Here is a 25,247-nt window from a genome sequence, read left to right as displayed (position 1 = left end):
CGTGACACCCACCCCCATGCAGTCCATCCTTTTGGGGTCTGGTGGGATGATCCTGTTGCTCTCTCTCTTTGTTCTGGATGTTCTGGACCCGCCAGGGATGCTGACGGCGGCCAGTGTCAGGGTGGTCACCGGCAGACTCGTCAAGGCAACCGAGACTGGCGGCAAGAGCAAGGACCTGGATGTGTGGCTTGAGGGCCAGGAACTCCCCTTCCGCAGCTTTGACAGCGTCTATCCGCGCAGTTTTGACGGCCAGGTTTTGGCCACCCTGCGGCCGGGCATGGAGGTGCGGGTGAGCGTGAGGATCCGAGAAGCCAATTCTCCCCGGCGCAATCTGGCGCAGAACCAGTCGTTCTATCCTTTGGTGGCGCTGGAACTCGATGGCAAGCCCGCGCTGACATTGGCCGCGTATAACCAATGGTCCGTCGAGAACCAAAAGGTGGCGCAGTGGTTTCTGCCGCTGATGATGTGCCTATGTGGCTACTTGGTTTTTTCAGGGATCAGGCTAAGGCGGGCAGGTTCTTGACCAAGATGCTGGGGCAATTGCATTGATTCACTCGATGGCATTTTAAAAGAAAAATCGTGGATTCTTTCAGATGGTCTCTGACTGATTTCTGAAGGTTTGGCTGAGCAAAATTGGCTGGTTCAGAGGAGCCGCGAAGGTATTCGTTATGCCCCCCTTTTTTTTCGTGCTGCGGCACGAACGCAAAAAAACTTCCCCATCCCATCATGTCTGTGTTCTTCACGCAGGGCGTGCGCTTTGCCGTGCTCCTGTTTTCTCTCGTGGCCGTTGTCTCGTCCCCTGCTGCCACGCTCTATTGGGATGCCAATGGCACGGCTGTGTCTTCTGGCAATGCCGGAGGCGTCTGGGGCGTGGACAGCTTTTGGAGCACGGATGCACGTGGGCTTAGCAGCACCGGAGCCTATGTCACGGGCAGCGATGTGGTCTTTGCCGCAGGCGTTGACGGTACAGGCACTTACACAGTCACGCTCTCTCCTGGTCAGTCTGCCAGCAGTCTCAATTTCCAGGAAGGCCACGTCACCATCGCCCCCGGCACGGCTTTTGTTTCGTCCCCAAATAACTTCACTTCCGTCGAGATCCTCACTCTCACCGGCACCGCCCCCGTCGTGAACGTCCAGAACATGGACGTCACCATCACAGCCCGCATGAATTCCACCGGACTCACCAAAAACGGCCTCGGCAAACTCACGCTCGACTTCGGTGCCTCCGGCAACGCCAGCTTCTTCAATCTCGGCAGCACACCCATCACCATCAATGCCGGCACTTTCGAGCTCAAGGGCACAGGCGGCAGCGCCAATCAGCTCGCCACCTCGGGCATTGTCATCAACAGCGGCGGTACCTTCCTCTGGAACACCAACGCCAACAGCGTCGGCGACAGCGCCAAAATCACCGTCAACGTTGGCGGTGTCCTCAACACCAAGGTCTCCGACCAGGTCGGCACCATCGAAGGCGGCGGCCTCATTCTCATGCGCAATGCTTCCCTCAATCTTGCCCAGGGTGGCGTCAGCACCACCTTCTCCGGCATCATAGCAGGCAGCGGCACGCTGCAGGTGAATGGCGGCACAGGCTTCGTCACCCTCACAAATGCCAATACCTTCGCTGGCACGCTCAGTGCGCTCAATACCAGCACCGCCACCGGCGGTTTTGTTCTCGGGCACGCCCGTGCGGTCCAAAATGCCACCATCAATCTCGTCAACTTCGACGTGAACACCAAGAACATCAGCTTTGCCTCCGGCATCGGCACCTTCATCACCGGCGGTCTTCAGGGCACCAGCAACCTCACGCTCCAGGATGCTGGCGGCAGCGCCATCACCCTCCATACCGGCAACAACGACAGCACCACCACCTACCGTGGTGCCCTCAGCGGCAGCGGTGGCCTCACCAAGATCGGCACGGGAACCCTCACCCTCAGCGGCGAACAAATCACCGTCACCCGCACCACCACCTCCTCCGGCGCAGTCACCGCCACCTACGTTTCCAGCACCTCCAACACCTACACCGGGGACACCACCATCCTCGGCGGCTCTCACAACCCCGTGAATGGCGCCCTCACTCAGACCAACGCGAGCGGCATCAAGCTCGACTTCAACTCCACCGCCATTGCACCGGCCACCTCGGGTACCAACACCTACACTTACACCATCACCGCTCCCACTGCTGACATCATCAGCGCCTCCAGCCGGCTGGTTCTCGGGGGTGGCAAGCTCACCGTCGCCGGTCGCAACACCACCACAGGAGCAGCCCCCGTCTCTCAAACATTCAATGGCACCTACCTTCTCGCCGGGCGCAGCTACGTCACCGTCACTCAGGGCACGGCCAACACCGACACCGTCGTGAATCTCGGCAGCATCTCGCGTGATCGCGGCAGCATTCTGGAGTTCACGCCCGCCGCAGGCACGCAAAGCGCCACCAACGGCATCACCACCACCACGGCCAACGACGCCAGCGGTATCCTCGGCGGCTGGGCGCTCTTGGGCAATGACTGGGCCGTCAAAAGCACCGCAGGCCCAGCCCTCGGAAATGTCGTCGTCGCCACCACCCAATACAGCACCTATGCCGGTGGAGACATCGTCAGTTCTCCGGCCTCCAACTTGCTGATCAGCGACAGCAGCACCTCCATCACCACCGCTTCCGGGGTCACCACTCTCAACACCATCATGGTGCGCAATGACGCAGGCAACGGCAATGCCGCCCTCAACCGTCTCATCGACATTGCCGCAGGCGAGACGCTCCGTCTGGGTGCCACCGGCTCCATCTGGAACCAGGGCAGCCAGGTCACCTCGGGCGTCCCCACGCTCACCATCGGCTCTGCCAGCAGCGTTGGCACCCTCACCGCCGGTGGCGCGGACAACACCGCTGGCGAGCTCATCATCAACAATTCCGGCTCAGGCGAAATGCTCATCCGCTCCTCCATCACCGACAATGGAACCGGCGCCGTCACCCTCATCCGTACCGGCTCTGGCAATCAGGTCGTCTTCAGCGGGGTGAATACCTACACCGGAGGCACCATCATCACCCTGGGCCGCAACCGCTTCGACAGCGTCGGCAGCCTTGGCAGCGGCGCCGTCACCGTCACTGCCGGCGGTCAGCTATGGCTCAATGCCGGAGGCTCCTATGCCCAGACCTTCAACCTTGCAGGCACCGGTTATGGCGAAAACGGCATTCCCGGCGCCATACGCTTCAGCGGCGGCCAGACTCTCACCGGCCAGATCAATCTCACGGGCGATACCCGCCTCGGTGCCGTCAATGCCAGCAACGTCACCACCTTCACCGGAAAAATCACCGGCGACTACGCCCTCGATCTCTCCGGCGGCGCAGGCGGCACCAACATCATCCAGCTCAACAACACCGCCAATGACTTCACCGGCAACCTTTCCATCAACACCAATTTTGGCACCAGTCCCACCGCCTTCAACAGCGCCAATGTCACCGTTCGTCTCGGTGCCTCGGAGGTCATCCCCAACGGCCTCGGCAAGGGCAACGTCATTCTGAGTGGCAGCAGCAGCACCAGCCCCGTCACCCTTGACCTCAACGGCTTTAGCGAAACCATCAACTCCCTGATCTCCTATGGCACTCATGCCAACACCGCCATCACCAATGGCAAAGCAGGCACCACCTCCACCCTCACCATTGGGGATAACAACTCCAGCACCCTCGTCACGGACACAGCCGCAGCCACAACCTTCTTCGGCGGTGTCATCAAGGACACCGGCACCGGTATTATGGCGCTGACCAAGATTGGCGAAGGCACCCAGACCTTCACAGGCGCCAACACCTACAGCGGTGCGACGACAATCAGCAAGGGCATCCTCATGGCCGGTGCTGTTAACACCCTGTCCGCCAGCTCTGCGGTGACCCTCGCCAATGATCCCACCGCCATGCTGGCTTTGACCAATGGCCTCGCTGATTTTTCACAGACCATCCTGTCTCTTGCAGGCGGTGGCACCGTCAATCTGGGCACCATCGCCGCTGCCGACACCATGGCCACGCCGGGCACCCGGCTCACCACTGGCAGCAGCGCAGACACCACCTACTCCGGCACCATCGCCGGTGCCGGTGGTTTGGTGAAACAGGGCTCTGGCACCTTCACCCTCACCGGTGCCAACACCTATGTCGGCACCACCCAGGTGACCGCAGGCAATCTTCAGGTCGGTCAGGCGGGCACGGGGCAGAGCGGCAACGGAGCCGTGGTTGTCAGCAGCGGTGCCACCCTCTCCGGCTCCGGCACCGTGCAGGGTGCCACCGTCATCAATGGCCTGCTCAGCGCTGGAGACAGCGGCGGCACCGGAATCGGCCGGCTGACCTTCACCGATGTCACTACCGGCAGCCTCACCCTGTCTGGTGGTGGGAGTTCGCTCGCACCGCGGGTGCTGTTCACTCTCGCCGGAGCCACTGGAAACGATGCCAGCCCCGCCGATGGCATCCAGACCGCCGGACTTCTCAACGGCAGCTTTGGCAATCATGACGCCCTCGTCGTCCAGGGAACCCTCACCCTGGCCGCCGGTAGCACCATCAAAGTGGAGCTCGCCAGCGGTTATGATCCCACCTTTGGCGATGTCATCAACCTCATCGACTGGGGCACCGTCAATGGCGGCGCGTCCGCCATCGTCGCCGGCGGATTCAATGCGGCCAGCACCGGTGGAGACCTCGATCTCCAGCTCGGCGCTTCCATGATCGCCAACGGCTGGTTTTGGGATACCGACCAGTTTTTGACGGACGGCATCATCTACGTCGTGCCGGAGCCCGGCCGCGCCATGCTGCTGCTCCTGGGTTTGGGCCTGGGGTCCTTCCGTCGCCGCAGGCGCTGAAGGCGGCAAATGCTGAAGCATAATGCCTGCAAGGTCCGGAAATCAGGGTAATGTCTTCCCCCCTGCCGTGACTTACTCTCCCTCCATGCCCAAACCCGAACTTTTATCTCCTGCCGGAAACTGGGAGTGCGCCCGTGCGGCCGTGGCAAATGGGGCGGACGCGATCTTCTTTGGCATGCCGCGCTTCAATGCGCGCCTGCGCGCTGACAATTTCACCGAGGAGGATCTGCCGGAGCTCATGAAGTTCCTCCACGAGCACGGAGTGAAGGGCTACGTCGCCTTCAACACTCTCATCTTCACCCGGGAGCTGCCAGATGCCGAAAAGCAGCTCCGCTATCTCGAAGAGTGCGGCGTGGACGCCGTCATCGTCCAGGATCTCGGTCTCGCCCGCATGGTCAAGGAGCTGGCCCCGGGGCTGCGCCTGCATGCCAGCACGCAGATGACCATCACTTCTCCAGAAGGACTGGAGTTCGCCAAAAAGCTGAACATCGACCAGGCGGTCCTGGCGCGTGAACTTTCCCTGCGCGAACTGGAGCGCTTCAAGACGGCTCAGGTGCCTCTGGAAGTCTTCGTCCACGGCGCCCTTTGCGTGGCCTACTCCGGCCAGTGCCTCACCAGCGAATCCCTGGGCCGCCGCAGTGCCAACCGTGGCGAATGCGCCCAGGCCTGCCGCATGCCCTATGAAATGATTGTCGATGGCGAGCCGCGCGACCTTGAGGACAAACGCTACCTGCTTTCTCCGCAGGATCTCGCGGCAGTGGATGAAATTCCGCGCCTCATCACGCTGGGCATCAAAAGCTTCAAGATCGAAGGCCGCCTCAAGACGCCGGAATACGTCGCCGCAGTGACTCAGGTGTATCGCAAGGCCATTGACCGCGCCCTGGCGAACCAGCCTGCACCTGCGAGCGCGGAGGACCGCTACGCGCTGGAGATGACCTTTTCCCGCGGCCTCTTCACCGGCTGGATGCATGGTGTGAACCATCAGGAGCTGGTAGGCGCTTATTACGGCAAGAAACGCGGCCCTTACGTCGGGAAGATCACACGCATCCTCGGCGCGGACACGCTGGAGCTGGATGAGCTCAACATCGGCATCAAGCCGGGGGACGGCGTGGTCTTTGAAAACCTCGCCGACACCAATCAGGAGCAGGGCGGCAGCGTGTATGAGGTTCGTGGTCGTGTGCTCAGTTTCCGCCACGGCCACCTGCGCATGGAGAATCTGTCTCCGGGCACCCGTGTCTTCAAAACCAGCGATCCTGCGCTCAACCGCGCCCTGCGTCAGTCGTTTGAAGGAGACATCCCCATCCGCAAGCAGCGGAAGCTGGACATCCACGTCACAGGCAAAGTCGGCGAGCCCCTGTGCGTGCAGTCTGGCTCCCATGCGGTGACTTCCACCATGCCGCTGCAGGCCGCCATGAAGCGCCCGCTCACACCGGCAGCCTTCATCGAGCAGTTCAGCCGCCTCGGCGGCACCGAGTTCGAGCTTGGAGAAGTGCAGTTTGACGTGGCCGGCGAGGTCATGCTCCCGATCAGCGAACTGAACCGCATGCGGCGCGATCTGATCGCCTCATGCAGTGGCGAGAGTTCATCGCCAAAAGCCATCGCCAAAAGCACGGTAACTCTGGAGTCGCTGATGCCATCCCGTGGCCGGGTCGATGAAACGCTGCCCATGCAACTGCACGCGCTGTGCCGTACCCAGGCGCATGTGGATGCTGCATTGGTCCTCGGCGTGCCGCGCCTCTACCTCGACTTCGAAGACATCCGCCTCTATGCCGACATGGTGCGGCAGATCAAGGAACGCAGCGACACCGCCCAGGTCTGGCTGGCCACGCCCCGCATCCAGAAGTCCGGCGAGGCCGGCTTCTTCAAGCTCATCCAGCGCGCAGAGCCGCACGGCGTGCTCATCCGCAATCTCGGTGCCATGTCCTTCTTCCAGGACGCCGGCATCCCGATGACCGGAGACTTCTCGCTTAACGTCGCCAATCCCCTCACCGCTGAGATTCTGAAAAACGCCGGGTTGGAGCGTCTGACCATCAGCTACGACCTCAACATCGAGCAGGTCGTCGATCTCCTTGCCGCTGCGCCGCCTTCCTGGTTTGAGCTCACGCTGCACCAGCACATGCCCATGTTTCACATGGAGCACTGCGCCTTCGCCGCCTTCCTCAGCAACGGCACCGACTTTACCAACTGCGGCCGCCCCTGCGACCGGCACCGCGTGCACCTCCGCGACCGTGTGGGCATGATGCACCCCCTCAAAGCCGACGTCGGCTGCCGCAACACGCTTTTCAATGCCGTGGCGCAAACCGGCGCGCAGTTCTTTGATGAACTCCGCGAGCATGGCCTGCGCTGCTTCCGCGTCGAGCTGCTCGAAGAAAATGCCGACGAGGCCATGATCGTCCTGCGCACCTATCAGGAACTCCTGGCCGGCCAGCGCGATGGCGACGAAATCTGGCGCGACCTGAAGGCTCACAGCCAGCTCGGCGTCACCCGCGGCACCTGGGCGGAGCTCGCCTGAGGCAACGGGGGCGGACACGCTTGACCAGAGGAGCGCGGACACTCTTGTCCGCCTCATGCTTCCCTCTCCAAAAACTCAGCAGAACTTGTCATGAACAATCTTCTGGATCTCTGGCGATGCCGGCAACTGGTTCTGATAAAACGTGTATGAGTTGATGGCCGTGAGGTAGCCGTCGTTTTTCGTGGCGGAACCGACCCAGGCACCCTCCGGCAGCCTGCCGACGGACCTTTTGACAAAGTCCGCATGGGAGAGGGACACATTCGGGGTGAAGTGGGTCACTTGGCCATTCTGAACGATGATCAGGAAGTAGAGTCCCTCGCCGACGACGATTTTATCCTGTCCTCTTGCGGGCTCTGCCGATCTCATTCGCCAAGCTTGGAATCTCTGCAGGCTGGCGTCAACCAGTTGAGGCCATGGTTTGATGGACTTAGAGGAACTTCCTTGAACGCCGGCGGTTTAACCGCCAGATTCTCAACGCCATGTCCAGGCACGTCTTCGACGATTTTAGTTTCCTGCCGACCGTCGATTCGACGGATGGAGAGGTTATGGAGAATGAGTTGCCGAAATCCACGCCGGAGGTAAGCCAGCAGGAATGGACTGAGCCCCTGCATGAAGAGGCGGCCAGTCAGGCCTCTGCAGATGAGGCGGTGCATCAGGAGGTGACCAACGAAGAGCAATCCCTTGAGGCGGCGCCCCCGCCCCCGTCTGAACAACCGTTCTTTCTCCAGACACCGGAGATATCGCCTGCGGCTGAGCTGGGTGCCGTGCAGTCATTCTCTGAAGTAGAACAGGGCGTGCAGGGCCGGGAGATCGGACCGGAACTGCCCTCCACCAGGCTTCTGCCTCTGGAGCACAAGGAGGATCAAACCGGGCGAGACCGGCCTGAAGCAGTGCCAACACCCCGCCTACCTCAGGCAGCCTCGGAGGCCAGGACAAAGGTGGAGAAACAACCTGCGGACCATGCACCGCCTGAGGACGTGACCGCTAAGGGCGATGATGCTAAGCCGGCCCAAAATCCAAAGCCTTTCATCGCCCCCAAGCCACCCCCTGAAGAGCCTCTGGATCCTGATCAGGAGAAAAAACTGCGCTGGCAAAAGCTGGCGGACAAGATCGGCCTTCGCACGCTCGGCATGAGCTTCGGCGTGCACATGTTCCTGCTGCTCATCGCCGCTTTCATAGGTGTCAGTCAGGTCATGGACCCGCAGGTGGACTTTTTGCCCGGCGGCAGTTCACCACATTCACAGGCCGCTGCTGCGGAGCTGACCCACAAGATTCAGAACAAGAAAAACCCCTGGCTCAAGGCCAGGCCGGTCCAGCGCAAGATCACGGTGCAGACTCTGTCCTCTAACATCGTCATGCCTGAAATGGCGCCCATGGAGGTGCTGGACTTTGACAAAATCAACAACCGTATGGACCTCAGCAAGGCACCCGCTTCGGGATTAAGCCAGCCGATGGGCCTCGGAGGAGCGGGTGGCGGCCTTGGTGCCGGCATCGGGCGCGGCGGCAAATTTAGCTTTGTCGGCCAGACTGCTGTCGGGCGCCGCGTGATTTTTGTGGTGGATGTCTCCGGCTCCATGTCTCAGCCTCTCAAAGGAGATGGGCCTAGGATGACCCGCTTCGAACTGCTGAAAAAGGAGCTGATCAAGGCGGTGCGGCAGATCCCTTTTGGAACGGCATACCAAGTCCTCTACTTCTCCGACTTTGCCTGGCCTCACAACGAGGTAAGCAGCCAGAATGGGGAGGCATTTGCCAAATACACCTGGAACATCAGGCCGGATGACTACAAGGAGGTGAAAATTCCCACCTTCAAATACATCCAGGCCAGTCCGTTTACGATTCAGGAAAGTGTGGACCTCATTCAAAAGGCGGACAATCCCGGGCTCACCAACTGGGGATCCGGCCTGCTCATGGCTTTGAATGCGAACCCCAAACCGGACGTCATTTTCTTCATGACCGACGGCGAGCGCCAGGACGAGAACGGCTGGATCGACATCGTGACCGCCGTGAACAAAAGCAAGCTGCCCATGACCGTCATCCACACCAGCGTCATGGCCCAGGTGGATGCCGCACGCGAGATGGACGCTCTGGCCAAGCGTAACAACGGCAGTTTCTCCGTGGTCGCCGGAGAAGGCAAAGTCATCAAGGGCGAGGAATTCTTCAAAATGAAGTAGCCTCAGCTCTGCAGCTCACGCAGCGCCGCAGCCACCTCATCCACCGGCAGGCCGACGACGTTGGTGAATGACCCCGTCATGTGGTCGAGCAGCATCTCCGTGCACTCCTGAATGCCGTAGGCCCCCGCCTTGTCGAGCGGGTTCACCCGGGCGTGATAGGCGCGGATCAGCTCGTCCGTCAGCGGCTTGAAGGTGACATGCGTGATGACGTGCAGCTCTCGAACTACGGCGCCATCACAGGCAAACGCCACTCCGGTGCAGACTTCGTGGGTCCGGCCCGAGAGCCGGCGTACCATGCGGAGCGCTTCCTCCAGGTCTGCTGGCTTGCCCAGCGGATCGCCATCCACGTAAACCAAGGTGTCAGCACCGATCACAAGCGCACCGGGCTGTGTGCGGCTGACCGCAAGAGCTTTCCGTCGCGCATTCTCCACGGTCAGCTGCTCGGGGGTGAGTGAGGCATCATGGGCCTCATCGACCTGCGGCAGGATGACTTTGTGGCCAAATCCTGCCTGGCTCAGGAGTTCCACCCGGCGCGGTGAGGCGGACGCCAGAACGAGCGGCCTCCCGCTCACGCCCGCTTTTCCACGATGGTTGCCACATCATCCGCACGGATCACGGCGTCCCGCTTGTCCGGCGTGCGGTAGCGGTAGTAGCCGGTCTTTTCCTGATACTGCGGCGCGCCTTCACACGGCACCTCACGCCCGTCCTTGAGTTTGATTTTGTGGGGCGTGGTGGATGCAAACATGTCCGGCATGGAGCAGGAAACGAGGGAAATGGCTGGCAGGAGCAGCAGGAGACGGCACATGGCGTTCATGGCGGGGGAATGGGGAATTAACGATGATGTTAAGACACGACTTTCGGCGTTTTTGTTCATCCTTCAGACAGGTGACATTTTCAAGCGACACAATGATGTCAGTTGAAGCAGCCTTCATGCCTCCTACCCTGCCTGGATGACCCCCAATCTTCCTCCTGCCATCGGCATCATCGGTGGCTCCGGCCTGTACGACCTCGAAGGCTTTGAAAACCGCGAGGAAATCAGCGTGGAGACGCCTTATGGCCCCCCCTCGGATGCACTCGTGACGGGCACGCTGGCCGGGCGCCGCGTCTATTTCCTGCCACGCCATGCCAAAGGCCACCGCATTCTGCCCACAGAGCTGAATCATCGCGCCAATATCTGGGCGCTGCGCAGCCTGAATGTGCGCTGGATCATCGCCGTGACTGCCGTGGGCAGCCTGCAGGAGCAGTACCATCCGCGCGATATCGTGCTGCCGGACCAGTTTTTTGACCGCACCAGCCGCCGCGACCAGCACACCTTTTTCGGCAAAGGCATCGTGGCACATGTGGCGTTTGGAGATCCTATCTCGGCGGGGCTGCGGGGGCTGCTGCACGACGCCTGCGTGGCACAAGGGCGCAAGGTGCACAATGGCGGCACCTATGTGTGCATGGACGGCCCCGCTTTCTCCACCCGTGCGGAGTCGAATGCGCACCGGCAGCTGGGTTTTGACGTCATTGGCATGACGAACCTGCCGGAGGCCAAGCTGGCGCGGGAGGCCGAAATCGCGCTGGCGACGCTGGCGATGGTGACGGACTACGACTGCTGGAAGGTGGAGGAGGAGGCGGTGACGGCGGAGTCGGTCATCGGGCATCTGCATGCGAATGTGGCGGCATCCAAGGCCATCCTGGCGCAGGTGATTCCCAGCATTCCCACGGAGCCGTCCTGGCCGGAACACCGCTCGCTCGACAGCGCTCTTATGACGGATCGCAAGTTGTGGCCTGAGCAGACGGTGGAAAATCTGCTGCCAATCCTGCAGCGCTTTCTTTGAGCTGCGTCAGTCTTCCATCAGTTTCACTGCCAGGCGGCGCATGAACTGGCGTTCTGTCAGCAGGCCGAGGCGCTCATAGGCTTCATCCAGATTGCGCAGGATGCGCAGCAGTGTGGCTTCGGCGGTGGCGGGCTCGTGAATGAGGTCCTCCATGCCGGGATTGGCGGCGGGGTGGTGCTTGGCCACGTCTGCGGCCAGCATGAAGCGGCCGCGGTTGAAGCAGTCGACCAGCCAGGTCTTTTCGTGATGTTTGACGCGGGAGAGAAAGTGGCCGGGGAAGTTGCAGCCTTCGATTTCGAGGCCAAAGCGTTGACCCAGAAGGCGGTAGAGGCAGCAAAGGCTGATGGGATTGCCCAGACCGGTGTCGAGCACCCAGAAGAGGTTGCTGTTGGCGGGGGAGTAGTAGTCTTTGCTGTTGCCGCGGAAGCGGGTGACGCCGTTGTGCGAGGCGAAGAGCCATTGTGCGAGCTCATGCGCGTCCATGCGTCCTTTTTCCGCGAAGGCTTCCTCGGTGAGGGCATCGAGGCGCTTGGCGAGGTCTGAGGACTGGGTTTTCCAGCCGTTGAGGTAGGCGGAGAGCTGGCTGAGGCCTTCTTCGAGCTGGGCGTCGGGGCCCTCCATCCAGCGCCAGCGCATCCAGGTTTCCTCCAATTCGCCACGCCTTGCGGGTTCCAGCAGCTGGGCGACGAGTTTTTCCTCCTCTTGCGAGAGGGGTGTCTCCAGGGTCTCGATGTGGCGGGGGAGCTCGCGGCGCATGCCGGTGAGCTCCTGCCGGACTGCGTGGCGGACGACTTCGGAGTCGTCGTCGAGCAGCTTGATGAGATGGCTCAGATGAGCACTGGGAGGCATTTGGTGGTGATACCACGCAGGGCGTGGCAGTTGCAATCACGAAATGTGGAAACGAACTACAGGCGGATTTCCATGGCCTGGGCGGCGCGGTGGGCTTTGGCGCGGGCTTCGTTGATGGTTTCGGCGCGGGCGAGGGTGACGGCCATGCGGCGCTGGCCGCTGACGGTGGGCTTGCCGAAAAGGCGTACTTGTGTGTCGGATTCGGCAAGAACCTGGTCCAGGGAGCCAAATTGGACGTTGGCGGACTCGCCTTCGACCAATACGGCGCAGCTGGCGCTGGGGCCGTGCTGGCGGATGTTGGGGATGGGGAGGCCGAGGATGGCGCGGACGTGGAGGGCGAACTCGGAGAGGTCCTGGGAGATGAGGGTGACGAGGCCGGTGTCGTGGGGGCGGGGGGAGACTTCGCTGAAGATGACGTCGTCGCCTTTGACGAACATTTCGACGCCGAAGAGGCCGCGGCCGCCGAGGGCTTCGGTGATGGCGCCGGCCATGTGCTCGGCGGCGGCGAGGGCTTTGTGGGACATGGGGTGGGGCTGCCAGGATTCGCGGTAGTCGCCTTTGATCTGGGTGTGGCCGACGGGGGCGCAGCAGGTGGTGCCGCCGACGTGGCGGACGGTGAGCATGGTGATCTCGTAGTCGAAGTCGACGAAGCCTTCGACGATGACTTTGCCTTTGCCGGCGCGGCCGCCTTCCTGGGCGTACTGCCAGGAGTGGGGGATGTCGGCCTCGGTTTTGACGACGCTCTGGCCTTTGCCGGAGCTGCTCATGATGGGCTTGATGACGCAGGGCATGCCGATTTTGGCGATGGCGGCGCGGAATTCTTCCTCGGTGGAGGCGAAGATGTAGGGGGAGGTTTTGAGGCCGAGGTCTTCGGCGGCGAGGCGGCGGATGCCTTCGCGGTTCATGGTGAGCTTGGCGGCGCGGGCGGTGGGGACGACGCGGAAGCCTTCGGCTTCGAGCTCGAGGAGGGTGTCTGTGGCGATGGCTTCGATCTCGGGGACGATGCAGTCGGGCTTTTCGAGTTCGACGAGGCGGCGGAGGGCGTCGCCATCGAGCATGGAGATGATGTGGCTGCGGTGGGCGACCTGCATGGCGGGGGCGTTGGCGTAGCGATCGACGGCGATGACTTCGCAGCCGAGACGCTGGAGCTCGATGACGACTTCCTTGCCGAGCTCGCCGGAGCCGAGGAGCATGACTTTGGTTGCGGAGGAGGAGAGGGGGGTGCCGATGCGGGACATGGATGGGACTTTGGCGCGGGGAAGCGGGGGTTCAAGTTTGCGGTGGTTTGGAGATGGGAGATGGAAGATGGGCGGCGGAATGACGAATGAGTAAATCCGAATGACGAAATAATGTCGAATGTCCAAGCTCGATGGGCAGAGATCAGGGTGGCTGGCGATGCGTGGGAACAGGGACTTTGTGCCGTGGAGGGACGGGAATGAACGGGTCGCAAGGAGGGATGGGTTGGTGAAAGATTTTGAGGGGTTGGTGAGAGGAGAATGGTAGAAAGATTTTGGGTGGAAAAATTTCAGAGAGGGATGAGTTGTCGCAGCTGGAGGGGAGGGATAAGAGGTGGAGCGGGTGACGGAGATGCATCTGTGCCGGGGTTGCCGCTGCCGGACGTGGCGGATGAGCTGGCGCTGAAGCTGAATGTGGTGCAGGGACTGTGGTGGTATGGCCGCACAGACGCTCACTGCGGCGTGAGGAAGCGGAGGGGAGACTGTGCGGCGCTGCGGGAGCAGGCAGGGCTGGCGCTGGGAGTCGGCTGAGGCGACGTTTTCACGAGCCGCGCTGGACGAGGAGGTGCCGCAGCCGGTGCTTGCTCAGATGCTGGGTGTGCGGATCCAAGCGCTGAGGCAGATCGTGGCGCTGTATGGCCCGGTGCGGTGACGAAGACGAAGGCAGATGAGCGTGGGCCAAGGCGAGAGCCGTGTTTTACGCCGTAGGAAGTTGCGGCGCTGGCAAGGAAGCTGTGGGGGTCGTTCTTCTCCAAGGGACCGGCAAAGAAGTGAATAAAGGTGTAGCACCCGCCTGGGCGAAACTAACCCACGGTGGCACACGCAGCGCTAAAACACGTTGCGCAAGAGAAAAACAGCCCAAGCATAGTGCTGACTATTATGAAGCAGATATTTATTTCCCATGCCACGGCAGATTCTCATGTTGCCAATAAGTTGGCGGAAGATCTTAAGATGGCGGGACATGAAGTGCGAATTGATACAAAAGACCTAGGCTTAGGCGATGATGTGGTCGAATTCATGGAAGACGGAATCAATAGGGCCAGCGCAGTAATTATCCTACATTCAAAAAACTCAGCCCAAGCAAAATGGCAAAAAAAAGAAATAAATGCAGCTATTTGGAAGGAGGTGGCAGATTCGGGAGGAACTTGCATTGTAATTAAACTAGATGATACGAAAATCAGCACAATGCTTGGTCCGAAGGTATGGGGAACTCTTAATTTGCAAGATACAGAAGGTTACAAGAATCTAATTGAAAAAATATGCAGTAAATTGTTACCATCTGAGACTGCAACTTCTGTTGTGAATGCTGCACTGAAGTTAGACTCTCCGAATCCCTTTCGTAGGATTAGAGCTGAATATTTTGAAGAGAGAACAGATCTTTTGAGTCGTGCTTTCGCATCTCCAGATGCATCAAAAACCGGAACACTGGAAGAAATTACCCCCTGCTTTCTCGAGGGATCGAGAGGTACTGGCAAATCAATGCTTTTGTTATCGTTAAGAGCTCGAGTGTATATCTCCAGGCAAAAATCGTCATCCGATCGGCATAAAATATTTGGGTTTTATCTAAAGTTTACTCGGGGTGCATTTTGCAATATCGGAGTTTCTCAACAAACGGATAATGAGGGAAGTGGGTCTGATATTCTCAAAGCTTATCAAGAAGAAATCGTCGCAGATATTGGCGCTCAAGAGTTTATTGTTTGTTTATTGGAGAGCTTATTTTCAGAACTTCATCAGTGTTCATCGCAAAATTTGTTGCAAATCAACGGGACATGCGAAGCTGCTTTAGTGGATGACGTTTATAAATATGTGTTCGTCGAGCAGGTGCTGCCTCCTCGAACTTTCCTCGACTTGATGGCTATTTTTGCGAAATTGCATAGATTGATAGCTGACTTCATCAGGCGTAAGTTTATCTATCAAGAAAATACCAAGGTGCCGATAGCCTCACTCGACCTCGAAGCCCTAAAACACGTTATTGAAATCGTCAAAAGTCACATTCCAGAAATTAAGAATTCGCTATTTGTGGCTCTTCTTGATGAATATGAAAACCTATTCCCATTCCAACAACGTGTGGTAAATACTTTTGTAAAACTGGCTGCTCCAGCACTGTCAGTTAAAGTGGCCAAAAAGCTCGGAACTTCTGAAATTTCAGGGACTACAATTGGCCAAGAGTTGCAAGAGACGCATGATTATACTCGCATGATGTTAGTATATGACGTGGAGGATCCAGCTAGTTTTAAAGTATATAGAGACTTACTTGAGCATATTGTAAAAAATATTTTAGACAGCGAGGGACTCTCGATTTCCATTAACGAATTGCTCCCAGATTTCCAAGATGACGAAGTACCAAGCGAAGGCCTAATCCGCAGAGTCGCGGAACTTGCAAAAATGACAACAGAAGAATTGGCAAATTTGCCTGATAAAGAGCGAAGAGAAAAAACGGTTTATTATCGCGAGGCTGCAACCTACAGAGAGTTATATGGTCAAAAAGGAGCGCACCCAGAAAAGCGATTCGCCGGATTCAAAACTTTATCACTCCTTAGTTCAGGGGTAATCAGATACTTTCAAGAAATGCTGGCAGTTGCCTATTATCTACGTAATTCCTCGGAATCCACCGGATCAAAATTACTCACTTTAAAAGCTGAAGTTCAAACAAAAGCGGCCCACTTAGTATCCAAGCACAATTTAACCACGCTTGGTAGAAACGTGGAATCTGACGGAGAGATGTTGAAATTTTTCCTTTTAGATTTAGGCGATTGTTTGAGGCATAAATTGCTTAAACATGGCAGTGAACCCGAGGCCGCTCGCCTTACTATTGTCGATCCCGAAAATTTAGAGAGACCAACATTTTTAACCCTGAGGCGCATATTAAACGTTGGGACAAGGGAAGGAATCTTTCAAACAAGAGAGGGGCGTCCCGCGTTTAAACCCAGACATAGTTCAGATCCACAATCTGCGGAGTTTAATGTCTCAAGAATTTTTGCTCCTGTCTTGCAGATAAGTCCAAGACTTCGCTGGAGAACGTCTGTGCACGGCGATGATTTGAGGCAGCTTCTCGATCCATTGACAAGAGCGCGCGCAAAAAGGTCTCTTATGAAAGCGTTGGAAGGTGGGTCAGCCGCACGCAATGATCGCACTCTCTTGTAACTTATGAAGAAGCCTTTTTCATGTCATGATCTCTCTAAAGGAGGAATTCTGATCACTTGTTCAAGTCATGAGGGAAGATGCAAGGGGATAGTGGCAGCGTTGGAGAAGTCCCCTCTTTCTAACGCTATTGTGTTTCATTACGACGATGTAAATGATCGGCGAGAAGAGCATCACAGTGAAATGATTCGTGCTTTGGAATTTCAAGGCGCAAAAGTAAATGAATTAATATTTACGGAAAGCTGTGCGGTGCAAAGCCTGCATAATAACATGGGCGCGCTTAAAAAAATAATATCTTTGAATCCCTCAGCCCCGATATTGTTGGATATCACAGTTTTCACAAAGCGTCATCTTTTAATGATGTTAAGATGGCTAGACGATAATGGCTGCTGGGATCGCCTATTTATTGCCTATACGGAACCCGATGAGTATGATGTGTCAGAATATGTGCCATTATCATTTGGTCTAAAATCAATTGAGCAAATTCCAGGCTTCTCGGCTTGTCCTGATATGAGCAGGCCTACTCACTTAATGCTTTTTTTGGGCTACGAGGGTGATCGTGCACTTGCGGCATACGAACATGTTCAGCCGATGTGTCTTAGCATTGCGATTCCATATCCACCCTATAAACCTAAATGGAGTGGTCGCACCGAACAGCTAAACAAAGAACTGCTAGCTCTCGTCGGTGGGAATTCACTTATTCGTGTTGATGCTGTGGATCCTGCTGGGACGGTTGATGCTATGAACAAAACATTTGGAGATCCAAAAGTTCGGAGTGAGTATTCAAGAATTGTTTGTCCGATTGGAACCAAGCCACAAACATTTGGGATGTACTGCTATATTCGTGAATGCGAAGACCCGCCTGCGGTCTTGTACCCAGCTCCATTGCGGCACAATCATGGCTTTTTTTCGCACGGAATTGGTCCGTCATGGACCCTAAAGGGGGGGGAAACGGAATGAGGATTCCCACATACATTGATCGGTATCCTGCAAAAATGGTTTCAAAGCTGGCGTCTCGCCTCATCGAACGATATGCGAAGGATGGGGATAGTGTTTTCGATCCGTTTTGTGGCTCATGTGCGGTCTTAGTTGCCGCCAAAGATAAAAACATGAGAGTTTCAGGGGTGGATGTTAATCCTGTAGCTCCACTCTTTGGTCGAGTAAAATTAAGTGGCTTCGTTAAAGAGCATGCTTTGGAATTATTTGACTCGGCACTCAAGCGGGTAGCCTCATCCGGCCCTATGGTGATAAAATGGGAAAAAAAGAATTTTTGGTTTAGTGCGGCAACTATCCGTAAATTCGAATTTATTCGGGCTGCGGTTGATAGTATTCCCAATCGACAAGAACCGGAATATTCGGCAATTTTATTAGCTCTTTATTTATCTGTGCGTCTTTGCTCACGAGCCGATCAAAGAAGTCCTAAACCATTTATTTCAAAAACAGCGACTCAGGATCGACGAGGAATACACTACGATCCGATTAAAACCACAAGATATTTGATAGAAGAGCTTAGCTATTATTATTGTGCAGACAACCGAAGGTCCAATAAGTTTGATGTGCTGACAACTACTGATGTGAGTCGCAAGGGGGCATTAAAGGGATTAATGAAAGCGCATTCCCATGTCATTACATCTCCCCCATACATTAATGCGCAAGACTATTATAGAAATTTTAAATTGGAGCTGCACATTTTGGAGGATGTGCTGCCATTTAAAATCAGGGATATTAAAGAGAGGTTTATTGGGACCGAACGAGGTGATTTAATGCTTGGAGTGGAAGACGAGGAGGTCATTGCGTCCAATGCGTTAGTGCCTCAGTTGCGTGCTATAGAGGCGGTTTCCGTTCGGCATGCAAACGTGGTGCGTCGCTACTTTTGCGATATGCGAAATGCTCTAGTGAACGCTATCAGTGTATTGAAACCAGATGGAGTTTTTGTTTTGGTGTGCGGGGATAACCTAGTTTGCGGCAAAAAGATACAGACTTGGAAGATACTTTCGGAAATAATGAATGGGATCGGAATGACTCTTTTCGACAGCTTTGCAGATCCGATTAAAGACAGAATGTTGGCGCCAAAAAGATCTGGACACAAAGGACTTATTAAAGAAGAAATGGTTTTAGCATTTCGGCGTGATCGTGTATGAGATAGCGAAGTGGTGTCTTGGTTGTAAAGGGTAGGCTGCGCCTTTGACGTTAGGTGTTTTGGCGAAGGCCGACGCAAATATCCGCGAATTTTTGGGAATGCGGGATCGTGGATGGGAATTTAGGTGCGGGAAGCGGGTTGGGTTTGACTTGGGTGTAGGTATTTCTAGGCTGGAGAATGGCGTTTCCGGGTCCACCAAATCCTAGAGGTGTGCAGAGGTGGCTGGGGACGGTGTGGGAGGCGTGGGTGGATCTGGTGTTTCCGAGGCTGTGCTGTGTGTGCGGGGTGCCGGTTGGAGAGGGGTGGTTTTGTGCGGGGTGTGAGGACTCGATGCCGTGGGTGGTGGCGCCGTATTGCGGGGTGTGCGGGGAGGTGTATGAGGGGGCGGTGGAGGGGGTGTTTCGCTGCATGAACTGCAGCGGGCGGAGGCTGCATTTTGAGTTTGCGGTGGCGGCGTGCCGGGCGGAGGGGGCGGCGCGGGAGCTGGTGCATCGCTTTAAGTATGAGCGGCGGCTGCATCTGCGGGGTGCGCTGGCGAGTGTGATGCTGAGGACGCTGGAGGAGCCGAGGCTGGCGGGGGAGGACCTGGGGGAGTGGCTGCTGGTGCCGGTGCCGCTGCATCGGGAACGGGAGGGGGAGCGGGAGTACAATCAGAGCTGGGAGCTGTGCGAGCGGCTTTCCCGGCTGACGGGGATCCGGGCGGTGAGGGCGCTGGTGAGGACGCGGGAGACGGTGCAGCAGGCGGGTCTAGACCGGGAGGAGCGGCTCCAAAATTTGCGTGGGGCGTTTGGGCTGAGGCGTGGGGGATGGTGGGGCGGCGGGCCGGGGCCTGGGGGGCTGAAGGGGCGGCGGATTTTGCTGGTGGATGATGTTTTCACGACGGGGGCGACGACGAGCGAGTGTGCGCGGGTGCTGCGGGGTGAGGGTGGGGCTGAAAAAGTGGTGGTCATCACGGCAACACGCGGCTAGGATCGGCCCCGCGTCCGACTTTGGCCGGGCCTGACAGTGCGAACGTGGGGTGGTTTTCCGCTCTGCAACTCCCGCGACATGCTAATCGGGGAGCGCACGGGAAGGCCTGCCTGTGCCGAACGCGCATACCGACTGACCTACCATGGGATTTTTCAAAAAACGTAACATTGATGCTTTAGGCGAGAAGAAACGTGACATGCCGGAGGGGCTGTGGACGAAGTGTCCTTCGTGCGGGGAGAGCCTGTTTGAGCAGGCGCTGGCGAAGAACCTGAGGATCTGCACGAGCTGCGGGTATCATTTCACGATCGGCTCAGAGGAGAGGATCGCGAGCCTGGTGGACGAGGGGAGCTTTGTGGAGATGGACAAGAGCCTGGACTCGGTGAATGCGCTGGGCTTCAAGGGCTACCTGGACAAGGTGAAGGCGTACCAGACGAAGACGGGCCTGACGGAGGCGGTGGTGACGGGGCGTGCGATGATCGAGGGCCAGGCGGTGCTGCTGGCGATCATGGATTTCCGTTTCCTGGGCGCGAGCATGGGGAGCGTGGTGGGCGAGAAGATCACGCGGGCGATCGAGGTGGCGACGGCGGAGCGGAAGCCGGTGATCGTGTTTTCGGCGTCGGGTGGTGCGCGGATGCATGAGGGGATTTTGAGCCTGATGCAGATGGCGAAGACGAGCGGTGCGCTGGCGCGGCATGCGGAGGCGCGGCTGCCGTATATCTCGGTGCTGACGCACCCGACGACGGGCGGGGTGACGGCGAGCTTTGCGACGCTGGGGGACCTGATCATTGCGGAGCCGAAGTGCATGATCGGCTTTGCGGGGCCGCGTGTGGTGAAGGAGACGACGCACGCGGATCTGCCGCCGGGTTTTCAGACGGCGGAATTCATGATGCAGCACGGGCTGGTGGACATGATCGTGGACCGCAAGGAGATGCGGGGGACGCTGGCGAAGGTGCTGAGGTATATGGCGGGCTCGAAGTAGAGTTGGCGGTGGTTTGCGGTGGTTTGCAATCGTTGAGGCGGGGTGTGCGCGCGCTGGGTGTGTGTGCGTGGGCATGAAAAAGGCCGGGGTGTGTGGTCCCCGGCCTGATGTGGTGGTGTGATGGGTGAGGCGGTTACTTGGTCTCTGCGAGGACGCGCTTGATGTCGGCGGCCTGCTGGTCGGTGGAGGCTTTGTAGTCCTGCCAGATGACGTTGCCGTCTTTGATGAGGAAGCAGGAGCGCTTGGCGAGGGAGAGGAGGCCTTTGGCCATTTTTTCGACTTTGAAGGCCTGGACGATCTTGCCTTCGGGGTCGGCGATGAGGTCGTAGGGGAGGGTGAATTTGTTTTTGAAGGCTTTCTGGGCGTCTGGTTTGTCGAAGCTGACGCCGAGGATCTGGACGCCGTCTTTGGAGAGGTCTGAGAAGGCGTCGCGGAGGGAGCAGGCCTGCTTGGTGCAGCCGGGGGTGTCGGCCTTGGGGTAGAAGAAGACGACGGTGGGGCCTTTTTTGTAGATGTCTGCGAAGCTGACGGTGGCGCCGTCCTGATTGATGCCGCTGACGGCGGGTGCGGGGTAGCTGACTTTTTCTCCTTCGCTGGCGGTGGCGGTGCCGAAGAGGGTGCTGAGGAGTGACATGGTGGCGAGGATGAAGTGGCGTGTTTTCATGGGGTGGGTACGGCTGGGGGTGCTTATTCGATGCTGACTTTGAGGCCGGGAATGGCGGTGGTGAGCTGTTTTACGCCGGCCTGGGTGGCTTTGGACTGCCAGAGGTAGAGGTTTTTGAGGGTTTTGATTTTGGCGAGGTGCTGGAGGCCGGTGTCTGTGATCTGGGTGCCGTAGAGGTTGAGGGTCTGGAGCTTTTTGAGGGTGGTGATGGATTCGAGGCCGGCATCGGTGACCTGGGTCTGGCGGAGGTCGAGGGAGATGAGGCGTGGGAGCTGGGCGATGGTCTTGAGGGTGGCGTCTGTGATGTGGGTGCGGCCGAGGTCGAGCTGGACGATGTTGTCTTTGAGGGGGAGGATGGCGGCGGCTTTTGCGTCGTCGCATTTGGAGACGCCGGTGAGGAAGTCGATGCGGAGGAGGGGGCTTTCGACTTTGACGGGGGAGACCTGGGCGCCGGCGGCGCGGGCTTTGGCGAGGGTGTCGTCTGGGAGGGGTTTGACTTCTTTTTCGAGGGCGGTGTAGAAGAGGTCGTGGGGGCGGGGTTTGTAGGGTTTGGCGGATTCGGTCATGGCGCCTGCGGGCATGCCTTCGACGCTGCCGACCCAGCCGCCGAAGTCGGCGCCTTCTTCGATCCATTTTTTGAGGAGGGCGATTTCTGCGGGGGTGAGGTCTTCGCCTTTGGAGGGCATGTGGGCGTCGTCGTCTTTGGGGAGGGTGACGGATTCGTAGATGCCGCTTTTGTCCGGGGAGCCGGGGGTGAGGACGGGGCCGTTTTCGCTGCCTTTGAGGATGGCCCAGGAGGCATCGAGGCGGAGGCCTGCCTTGGGCTCTTTTTTCTGGCCGTTTTCGGTGTGGGGCGCCTTGTGGCAGTCGAGGCACTTTTTGGTGATGGCGGGGAGGAGGTCTTTTTCGAAGCTGACTGCGGCCGGGGCTGGTGACGCGAGCAGACAGGCGAGGGCAAAGAGCGGGAATCGAAACGCCGTGGTGGACATGTGGATGGATGGGGTGATAGAACTAAAAAAGATTGCGAGGCGCGTCTGCTCGCCAATTTTGGGGCAGGGATAACGCTTGCTAGTTGTCCTTGTTTCAGAGAATTAATGCCAACCAACGCAGGACCATGAGCACCCCCCCTACTGTAACGGCACCTCCACCATCGAAAGTCCACATTGAAGCTGATACGCTGCTGCGAAGGAACACGCTGGCGATTGTGATGGGGGGCGGGGCTGGGACGCGGCTGTTTCCGCTGACGGAGAACCGAGCGAAGCCTGCGGTGCCACTGGCGGGCAAGTACCGGATCGTGGACATCCCGATCAGCAACTGCATCAATTCGGGGCTGAGGCAGGTGTATGTGCTGACGCAGTACAACAGCGCGTCGCTGAACCGGCACCTGGCGCGGACGTACCGCTTTGACCAGTTCACGCGTGGGTTTGTGGAGGTGCTGGCGGCGCAGCAGACGCCGGAGGGTGAGCGGTGGTACCAGGGGACGGCGGATGCGGTGAGGCAGAACCTGAGGTACTTTCTGGAGGGTGACTATGACTACTTTCTGATCCTGAGCGGGGACCAGCTTTACCGGATGGATTACCGGATGCTGATGCGCCAGCATGTGGCGACGAATGCGGACATCACGATCGCGACGATCCCGGTGGATGCGCAGGCGGCGACGTCGTTTGGGATCATGCATTCGGATGAGAACGGGAGGATCTACGAGTTTGTGGAGAAGCCGAAGGACCCGGCGGTTTTGGAGAAGCTGCGGATCCCTGCGAATACGCTGCAGTCGCTGGGGATTGACCAGGGGGAGGCGAGGTTTCAGGCGTCGATGGGGATCTACCTGTTCCACCGGGATGTGCTGATCGAGTGCCTGGACAACACGCTGAATGATTTCGGCAAGCACATCATCCCGACGGCGATCAAGAACAAGCGGGTGCACAACTTCAACTTCCAGGGGTACTGGGAGGACATCGGGACGATCCGCAATTTCTTTGATGCGAACCTGGACCTGTGCCGGCTGGTGCCGCAGTTTGACTTTTTTGAGAGCTCGGCGCCGATCTTTACGCATGCGCGCTTTCTGCCTGCGACGAAGATCAACGGGGCGACGATCCGTGGTGCGCTGATCGCGGACGGGAGTGTGCTGACGGATGCGCACATCGAGACGGCGGTGATCGGGCTGCGTGCGAAGATCGAGCCGGGGACGACGATCCGCGAGTGCATCATCATGGGTGCGGACTACTACGCGGGTGCGGTGGGTACGGACCCGAGCCGTCCGCCGCCCGGGATCGGCCGGAACTGCCGGATCGAGCGGGCGATCATCGACAAGAACGTGCACATTGGAGACAATGTGGTGATCACACCGGAAGGAAAGCCGGAGAATATGGACGGAGAGAATTTCTACATCCGGGACGGCATCATCTGTGTGCCGAAGGATGCTGTCATTCCCGCCGGGACGTGGATCTAATTTTTATGCTTCACAAGCGTTCATGGCTTCGATAAAAGAAACGCCATGAACCCAACCGCAAGAACTTTGCTAGTGCTGGGCCTGAGCCTTGCCAGCGCAGCCGCCGAGACGTCCCAGCTCCGGACCTTTACGAACACGCAAGGCAAGGCGGTGCAGGCAAAGCTGGTGGGGGTTAGCGGTGCGAATGTGACGCTGGAGACGGCGAACGGGCAGAAGTTCACCTTTGCGCTGGCGTCGCTTTCCGCGGCGGACCAGCAGTATGTGAAGACGATGGGCGGGAAGGCCGGGCCGAATGACAAGCTGGAGCCGGCGTCTGTGAACGAAGCGGTGGGGCAGCCGCTGTTTGGAGACGAGCCGCTGTGGACTTCGTCTGCCGAAGAGATCGCCGCCAAGCTGAAGATTCCGCAGGAGTCGAAGACGAAGAACACGAGCAGCTACCGCTCCTACACGAAGGAAGACTACATGATGTTTGGCGCGCATCCGTACTCCGTGGCGATGTACGGGGAGAATGACAGGGTGACGGGATTTTCGATCGTGTTTGCGAACAAGGGGGATCTTTTCAGCGCCAAGGGCAGCGGGGAGATGCACTTTGACAAAGACACGCCGCCTGAGGAGGCGGCGAAGATCGTGAAAAAGGCGATGGACAAGGACCTGGTGGCGATCGCCGACACGCTGACCCAAAAGCTGGGGGCGCCGAAGAAGGAGCGATTTGGAGAGAAGGCGGGGCGCATGAACATGCAGCGCTGGGACTGGCGCGGGCATGCGATTCTGCTGGCCGAGGCGGAAGGCGTGTATGTGGGGCTGCAGATCGTGACCACTGCGTTTGCGGATGCGGGCGGCAAGGTGGAAGAAACGGGTGACAAGGTGATCCGGGCGCGTGTGCTGGCCAACCTGGAGAAACGTGAGAACGGCGACGTGGTCGTGGGGGATCTGCCGATGGTGGACCAAGGGCCCAAGGGCTACTGTGTGCCGGCGACTGCGGAGCGCGCGATGCGCTACCTCGGCATTCCTGCCGATATGTACATTCTAGCCAACGCGGGGGACAGCGGCTTTGGCGGAGGCACGAGCGTGGAAAAGCTGCTGGAAGGTGTGGCACCGCAGATCCGGAGCAAGCGCCGCTCTTTTGACGCCTGGAAAGGGGAGATGAAGATGAAGGAGATCGCGAAGTACATCGACAAAGGGGTGCCGCTGATGTGGACGCTGTGCAGCACGAGCAAGTTCAACGAGACGGCGAACCAGCGGACGAAGGAGCGCAAGGGCGTGACCAACTGGGCTTCCTGGAAGGACAAGGTCACGAAGGAGTCTGCAAACAACGCGCTTCCGAAGGACAAGGACACCGCGCACATCGTGCTCATCATCGGGTACAACAAGGACACCAATGAGATCGCGTTCAGCGACAGCTGGGGCGAGCGCTACAAGGAGCGGTGGATCACGCTGCCTGAAGCGGAGCAGGTGTCCCACCAGAACTTTTATGTGGTGGGTTTTTGA

The 25,247-nt window shown here is 58.3% G+C and carries 20 protein-coding genes; 13 read left to right on the top strand and 7 right to left on the bottom strand.

The genetic code is table 11. The features are described from left to right. The first annotated feature begins 16 nt into the window (after positions 1–16). The 3 genes from ACFQDI_RS09260 (at position 17) to ACFQDI_RS09250 (ending at position 7,339) form a co-directional block, all read left to right on the top strand. Positions 17–523, top strand: a complete 507-nt coding sequence (locus ACFQDI_RS09260) for a hypothetical protein (RefSeq protein WP_377165736.1) — start codon at positions 17–19, stop codon at positions 521–523. A gap of 203 nt (positions 524–726) precedes the next feature. Next, the gene (locus ACFQDI_RS09255; RefSeq protein ID WP_377165734.1) at positions 727–4,827 is read left to right on the top strand and encodes a beta strand repeat-containing protein; all 4,101 of its coding nucleotides are present in this window, start codon (positions 727–729) and stop codon (positions 4,825–4,827) included. 85 nt (positions 4,828–4,912) lie between these two features. Continuing rightward, a complete protein-coding gene (locus ACFQDI_RS09250) occupies positions 4,913–7,339 on the top strand; it encodes a U32 family peptidase (RefSeq protein ID WP_377165732.1) in 2,427 nt (808 codons plus the stop codon). 75 nt (positions 7,340–7,414) lie between these two features. Here ACFQDI_RS09250 and ACFQDI_RS09245 read toward each other — a convergent pair whose 3' ends face one another. Beyond that, the gene (locus tag ACFQDI_RS09245; protein ID WP_377165730.1) at positions 7,415–7,705 is read right to left on the bottom strand and encodes a hypothetical protein; all 291 of its coding nucleotides are present in this window, start codon (positions 7,703–7,705) and stop codon (positions 7,415–7,417) included. Positions 7,706–7,818: 113 nt separating this feature from the next. Here ACFQDI_RS09245 and ACFQDI_RS09240 point away from each other — a divergent pair, with 113 nt between their 5' ends. Continuing rightward, entirely contained in the window at positions 7,819–9,510 is a 1,692-nt protein-coding gene (locus tag ACFQDI_RS09240) for a vWA domain-containing protein (protein ID WP_377165728.1), read from the top strand. Between the two features lie 2 nt (positions 9,511–9,512). Here the strand turns inward: ACFQDI_RS09240 and ACFQDI_RS09235 are convergent, their stop codons facing one another. Further along, the gene (locus tag ACFQDI_RS09235; protein WP_377165726.1) at positions 9,513–10,082 is read right to left on the bottom strand and encodes a Maf family protein; all 570 of its coding nucleotides are present in this window, start codon (positions 10,080–10,082) and stop codon (positions 9,513–9,515) included. Continuing rightward, a complete protein-coding gene (locus ACFQDI_RS09230) occupies positions 10,079–10,324 on the bottom strand; it encodes a DUF903 domain-containing protein (protein WP_377165724.1) in 246 nt (81 codons plus the stop codon). Before ACFQDI_RS09230 ends, ACFQDI_RS09235 begins: the two co-directional genes overlap by 4 nt. A 136-nt stretch (positions 10,325–10,460) precedes the next feature. Here ACFQDI_RS09230 and mtnP point away from each other — a divergent pair, with 136 nt between their 5' ends. Then, positions 10,461–11,333 (top strand): S-methyl-5'-thioadenosine phosphorylase, encoded by an 873-nt coding sequence (mtnP, locus tag ACFQDI_RS09225; RefSeq protein WP_377165722.1) that lies wholly within the window; start codon positions 10,461–10,463, stop codon positions 11,331–11,333. A gap of 6 nt (positions 11,334–11,339) precedes the next feature. Here mtnP and ACFQDI_RS09220 read toward each other — a convergent pair whose 3' ends face one another. Together ACFQDI_RS09220 and purT are read right to left on the bottom strand one after the other, a co-directional pair. Further along, positions 11,340–12,182: a transglutaminase-like domain-containing protein gene (locus ACFQDI_RS09220; RefSeq protein ID WP_377165720.1), complete on the bottom strand. Its 843-nt coding sequence runs from the start codon at positions 12,180–12,182 to the stop codon at positions 11,340–11,342. Between the two features lie 56 nt (positions 12,183–12,238). After that, complete coding sequence (gene purT / locus ACFQDI_RS09215; RefSeq protein ID WP_377165718.1) at positions 12,239–13,420, bottom strand: formate-dependent phosphoribosylglycinamide formyltransferase; 1,182 nt, start codon at positions 13,418–13,420, stop codon at positions 12,239–12,241. A 366-nt stretch (positions 13,421–13,786) separates the two neighbouring features. Between purT and ACFQDI_RS09210 the strand changes: the two genes are divergently transcribed. From ACFQDI_RS09210 to accD, 6 genes are all read left to right on the top strand, one after another. Beyond that, positions 13,787–13,948, top strand: a complete 162-nt coding sequence (locus ACFQDI_RS09210) for a hypothetical protein (protein WP_377165716.1) — start codon at positions 13,787–13,789, stop codon at positions 13,946–13,948. A 282-nt stretch (positions 13,949–14,230) separates the two neighbouring features. After that, positions 14,231–16,561 (top strand): toll/interleukin-1 receptor domain-containing protein, encoded by a 2,331-nt coding sequence (locus ACFQDI_RS09205; RefSeq protein WP_377165714.1) that lies wholly within the window; start codon positions 14,231–14,233, stop codon positions 16,559–16,561. 3 nt (positions 16,562–16,564) lie between these two features. Further along, a complete protein-coding gene (locus tag ACFQDI_RS09200) occupies positions 16,565–17,518 on the top strand; it encodes a hypothetical protein (RefSeq protein ID WP_377165712.1) in 954 nt (317 codons plus the stop codon). Beyond that, entirely contained in the window at positions 17,407–18,699 is a 1,293-nt protein-coding gene (locus ACFQDI_RS09195) for a DNA methyltransferase (protein ID WP_377165710.1), read from the top strand. Before ACFQDI_RS09200 ends, ACFQDI_RS09195 begins: the two co-directional genes overlap by 112 nt. A gap of 209 nt (positions 18,700–18,908) precedes the next feature. Then, a complete protein-coding gene (locus ACFQDI_RS09190; protein ID WP_377165708.1) occupies positions 18,909–19,667 on the top strand; it encodes a ComF family protein in 759 nt (252 codons plus the stop codon). Between the two features lie 142 nt (positions 19,668–19,809). Next, a complete protein-coding gene (gene accD / locus ACFQDI_RS09185; protein ID WP_377165706.1) occupies positions 19,810–20,646 on the top strand; it encodes an acetyl-CoA carboxylase, carboxyltransferase subunit beta in 837 nt (278 codons plus the stop codon). Between the two features lie 133 nt (positions 20,647–20,779). On the opposite strand, the gene ACFQDI_RS09180 is transcribed toward accD, so the two are convergent. Next, positions 20,780–21,310 carry a peroxiredoxin gene (locus ACFQDI_RS09180; RefSeq protein ID WP_377165704.1) on the bottom strand — a complete coding sequence of 177 codons (531 nt, stop codon included), beginning with the start codon at positions 21,308–21,310 and terminating at the stop codon, positions 20,780–20,782. A 23-nt stretch (positions 21,311–21,333) separates the two neighbouring features. Continuing rightward, positions 21,334–22,299 (bottom strand): c-type cytochrome domain-containing protein, encoded by a 966-nt coding sequence (locus ACFQDI_RS09175; RefSeq protein WP_377165702.1) that lies wholly within the window; start codon positions 22,297–22,299, stop codon positions 21,334–21,336. Positions 22,300–22,424: 125 nt separating this feature from the next. On the opposite strand from ACFQDI_RS09175, the gene ACFQDI_RS09170 reads away from it, so the two are divergent. Both ACFQDI_RS09170 and ACFQDI_RS09165 read left to right on the top strand, forming a co-directional pair. Further along, positions 22,425–23,759: a glucose-1-phosphate adenylyltransferase gene (locus ACFQDI_RS09170; RefSeq protein ID WP_377165700.1), complete on the top strand. Its 1,335-nt coding sequence runs from the start codon at positions 22,425–22,427 to the stop codon at positions 23,757–23,759. Between the two features lie 45 nt (positions 23,760–23,804). Further along, on the top strand, positions 23,805–25,247 hold the full coding sequence (locus tag ACFQDI_RS09165; RefSeq protein ID WP_377165698.1) for a C39 family peptidase: 1,443 nt from the start codon (positions 23,805–23,807) through the stop codon (positions 25,245–25,247).

It is taken from the genome of Prosthecobacter fluviatilis, from assembly GCF_042655725.1.
Taxonomy (GTDB): Bacteria; Verrucomicrobiota; Verrucomicrobiia; order Verrucomicrobiales; family Verrucomicrobiaceae; genus Prosthecobacter; species Prosthecobacter fluviatilis.
The sequence above is the reverse complement of the archived record's forward strand: the minus strand, read 5'-3'. Positions and strand labels throughout refer to the sequence as shown.

Excerpts from the sequence above, each read along its gene's own strand:
- ACFQDI_RS09260 (WP_377165736.1), top strand. The coding sequence starts at position 17 with ATGCAGTCCATCCTTTTGGGGTCTGGTGGGATGATCCTGTTGCTCTCT.
- ACFQDI_RS09255 (WP_377165734.1), top strand. The coding sequence starts at position 727 with ATGTCTGTGTTCTTCACGCAGGGCGTGCGCTTTGCCGTGCTCCTGTTT.
- ACFQDI_RS09250 (WP_377165732.1), top strand. The coding sequence starts at position 4,913 with ATGCCCAAACCCGAACTTTTATCTCCTGCCGGAAACTGGGAGTGCGCC.
- ACFQDI_RS09245 (WP_377165730.1), bottom strand. The coding sequence starts at position 7,705 with ATGAGATCGGCAGAGCCCGCAAGAGGACAGGATAAAATCGTCGTCGGC.
- ACFQDI_RS09240 (WP_377165728.1), top strand. The coding sequence starts at position 7,819 with ATGTCCAGGCACGTCTTCGACGATTTTAGTTTCCTGCCGACCGTCGAT.
- ACFQDI_RS09230 (WP_377165724.1), bottom strand. The coding sequence starts at position 10,324 with ATGAACGCCATGTGCCGTCTCCTGCTGCTCCTGCCAGCCATTTCCCTC.
- mtnP (WP_377165722.1), top strand. The coding sequence starts at position 10,461 with ATGACCCCCAATCTTCCTCCTGCCATCGGCATCATCGGTGGCTCCGGC.
- ACFQDI_RS09220 (WP_377165720.1), bottom strand. The coding sequence starts at position 12,182 with ATGCCTCCCAGTGCTCATCTGAGCCATCTCATCAAGCTGCTCGACGAC.
- purT (WP_377165718.1), bottom strand. The coding sequence starts at position 13,420 with ATGTCCCGCATCGGCACCCCCCTCTCCTCCTCCGCAACCAAAGTCATG.
- ACFQDI_RS09200 (WP_377165712.1), top strand. The coding sequence starts at position 16,565 with ATGAAGAAGCCTTTTTCATGTCATGATCTCTCTAAAGGAGGAATTCTG.
- ACFQDI_RS09195 (WP_377165710.1), top strand. The coding sequence starts at position 17,407 with ATGCGAAGACCCGCCTGCGGTCTTGTACCCAGCTCCATTGCGGCACAA.
- accD (WP_377165706.1), top strand. The coding sequence starts at position 19,810 with ATGGGATTTTTCAAAAAACGTAACATTGATGCTTTAGGCGAGAAGAAA.
- ACFQDI_RS09180 (WP_377165704.1), bottom strand. The coding sequence starts at position 21,310 with ATGAAAACACGCCACTTCATCCTCGCCACCATGTCACTCCTCAGCACC.
- ACFQDI_RS09175 (WP_377165702.1), bottom strand. The coding sequence starts at position 22,299 with ATGTCCACCACGGCGTTTCGATTCCCGCTCTTTGCCCTCGCCTGTCTG.
- ACFQDI_RS09170 (WP_377165700.1), top strand. The coding sequence starts at position 22,425 with ATGAGCACCCCCCCTACTGTAACGGCACCTCCACCATCGAAAGTCCAC.
- ACFQDI_RS09165 (WP_377165698.1), top strand. The coding sequence starts at position 23,805 with ATGAACCCAACCGCAAGAACTTTGCTAGTGCTGGGCCTGAGCCTTGCC.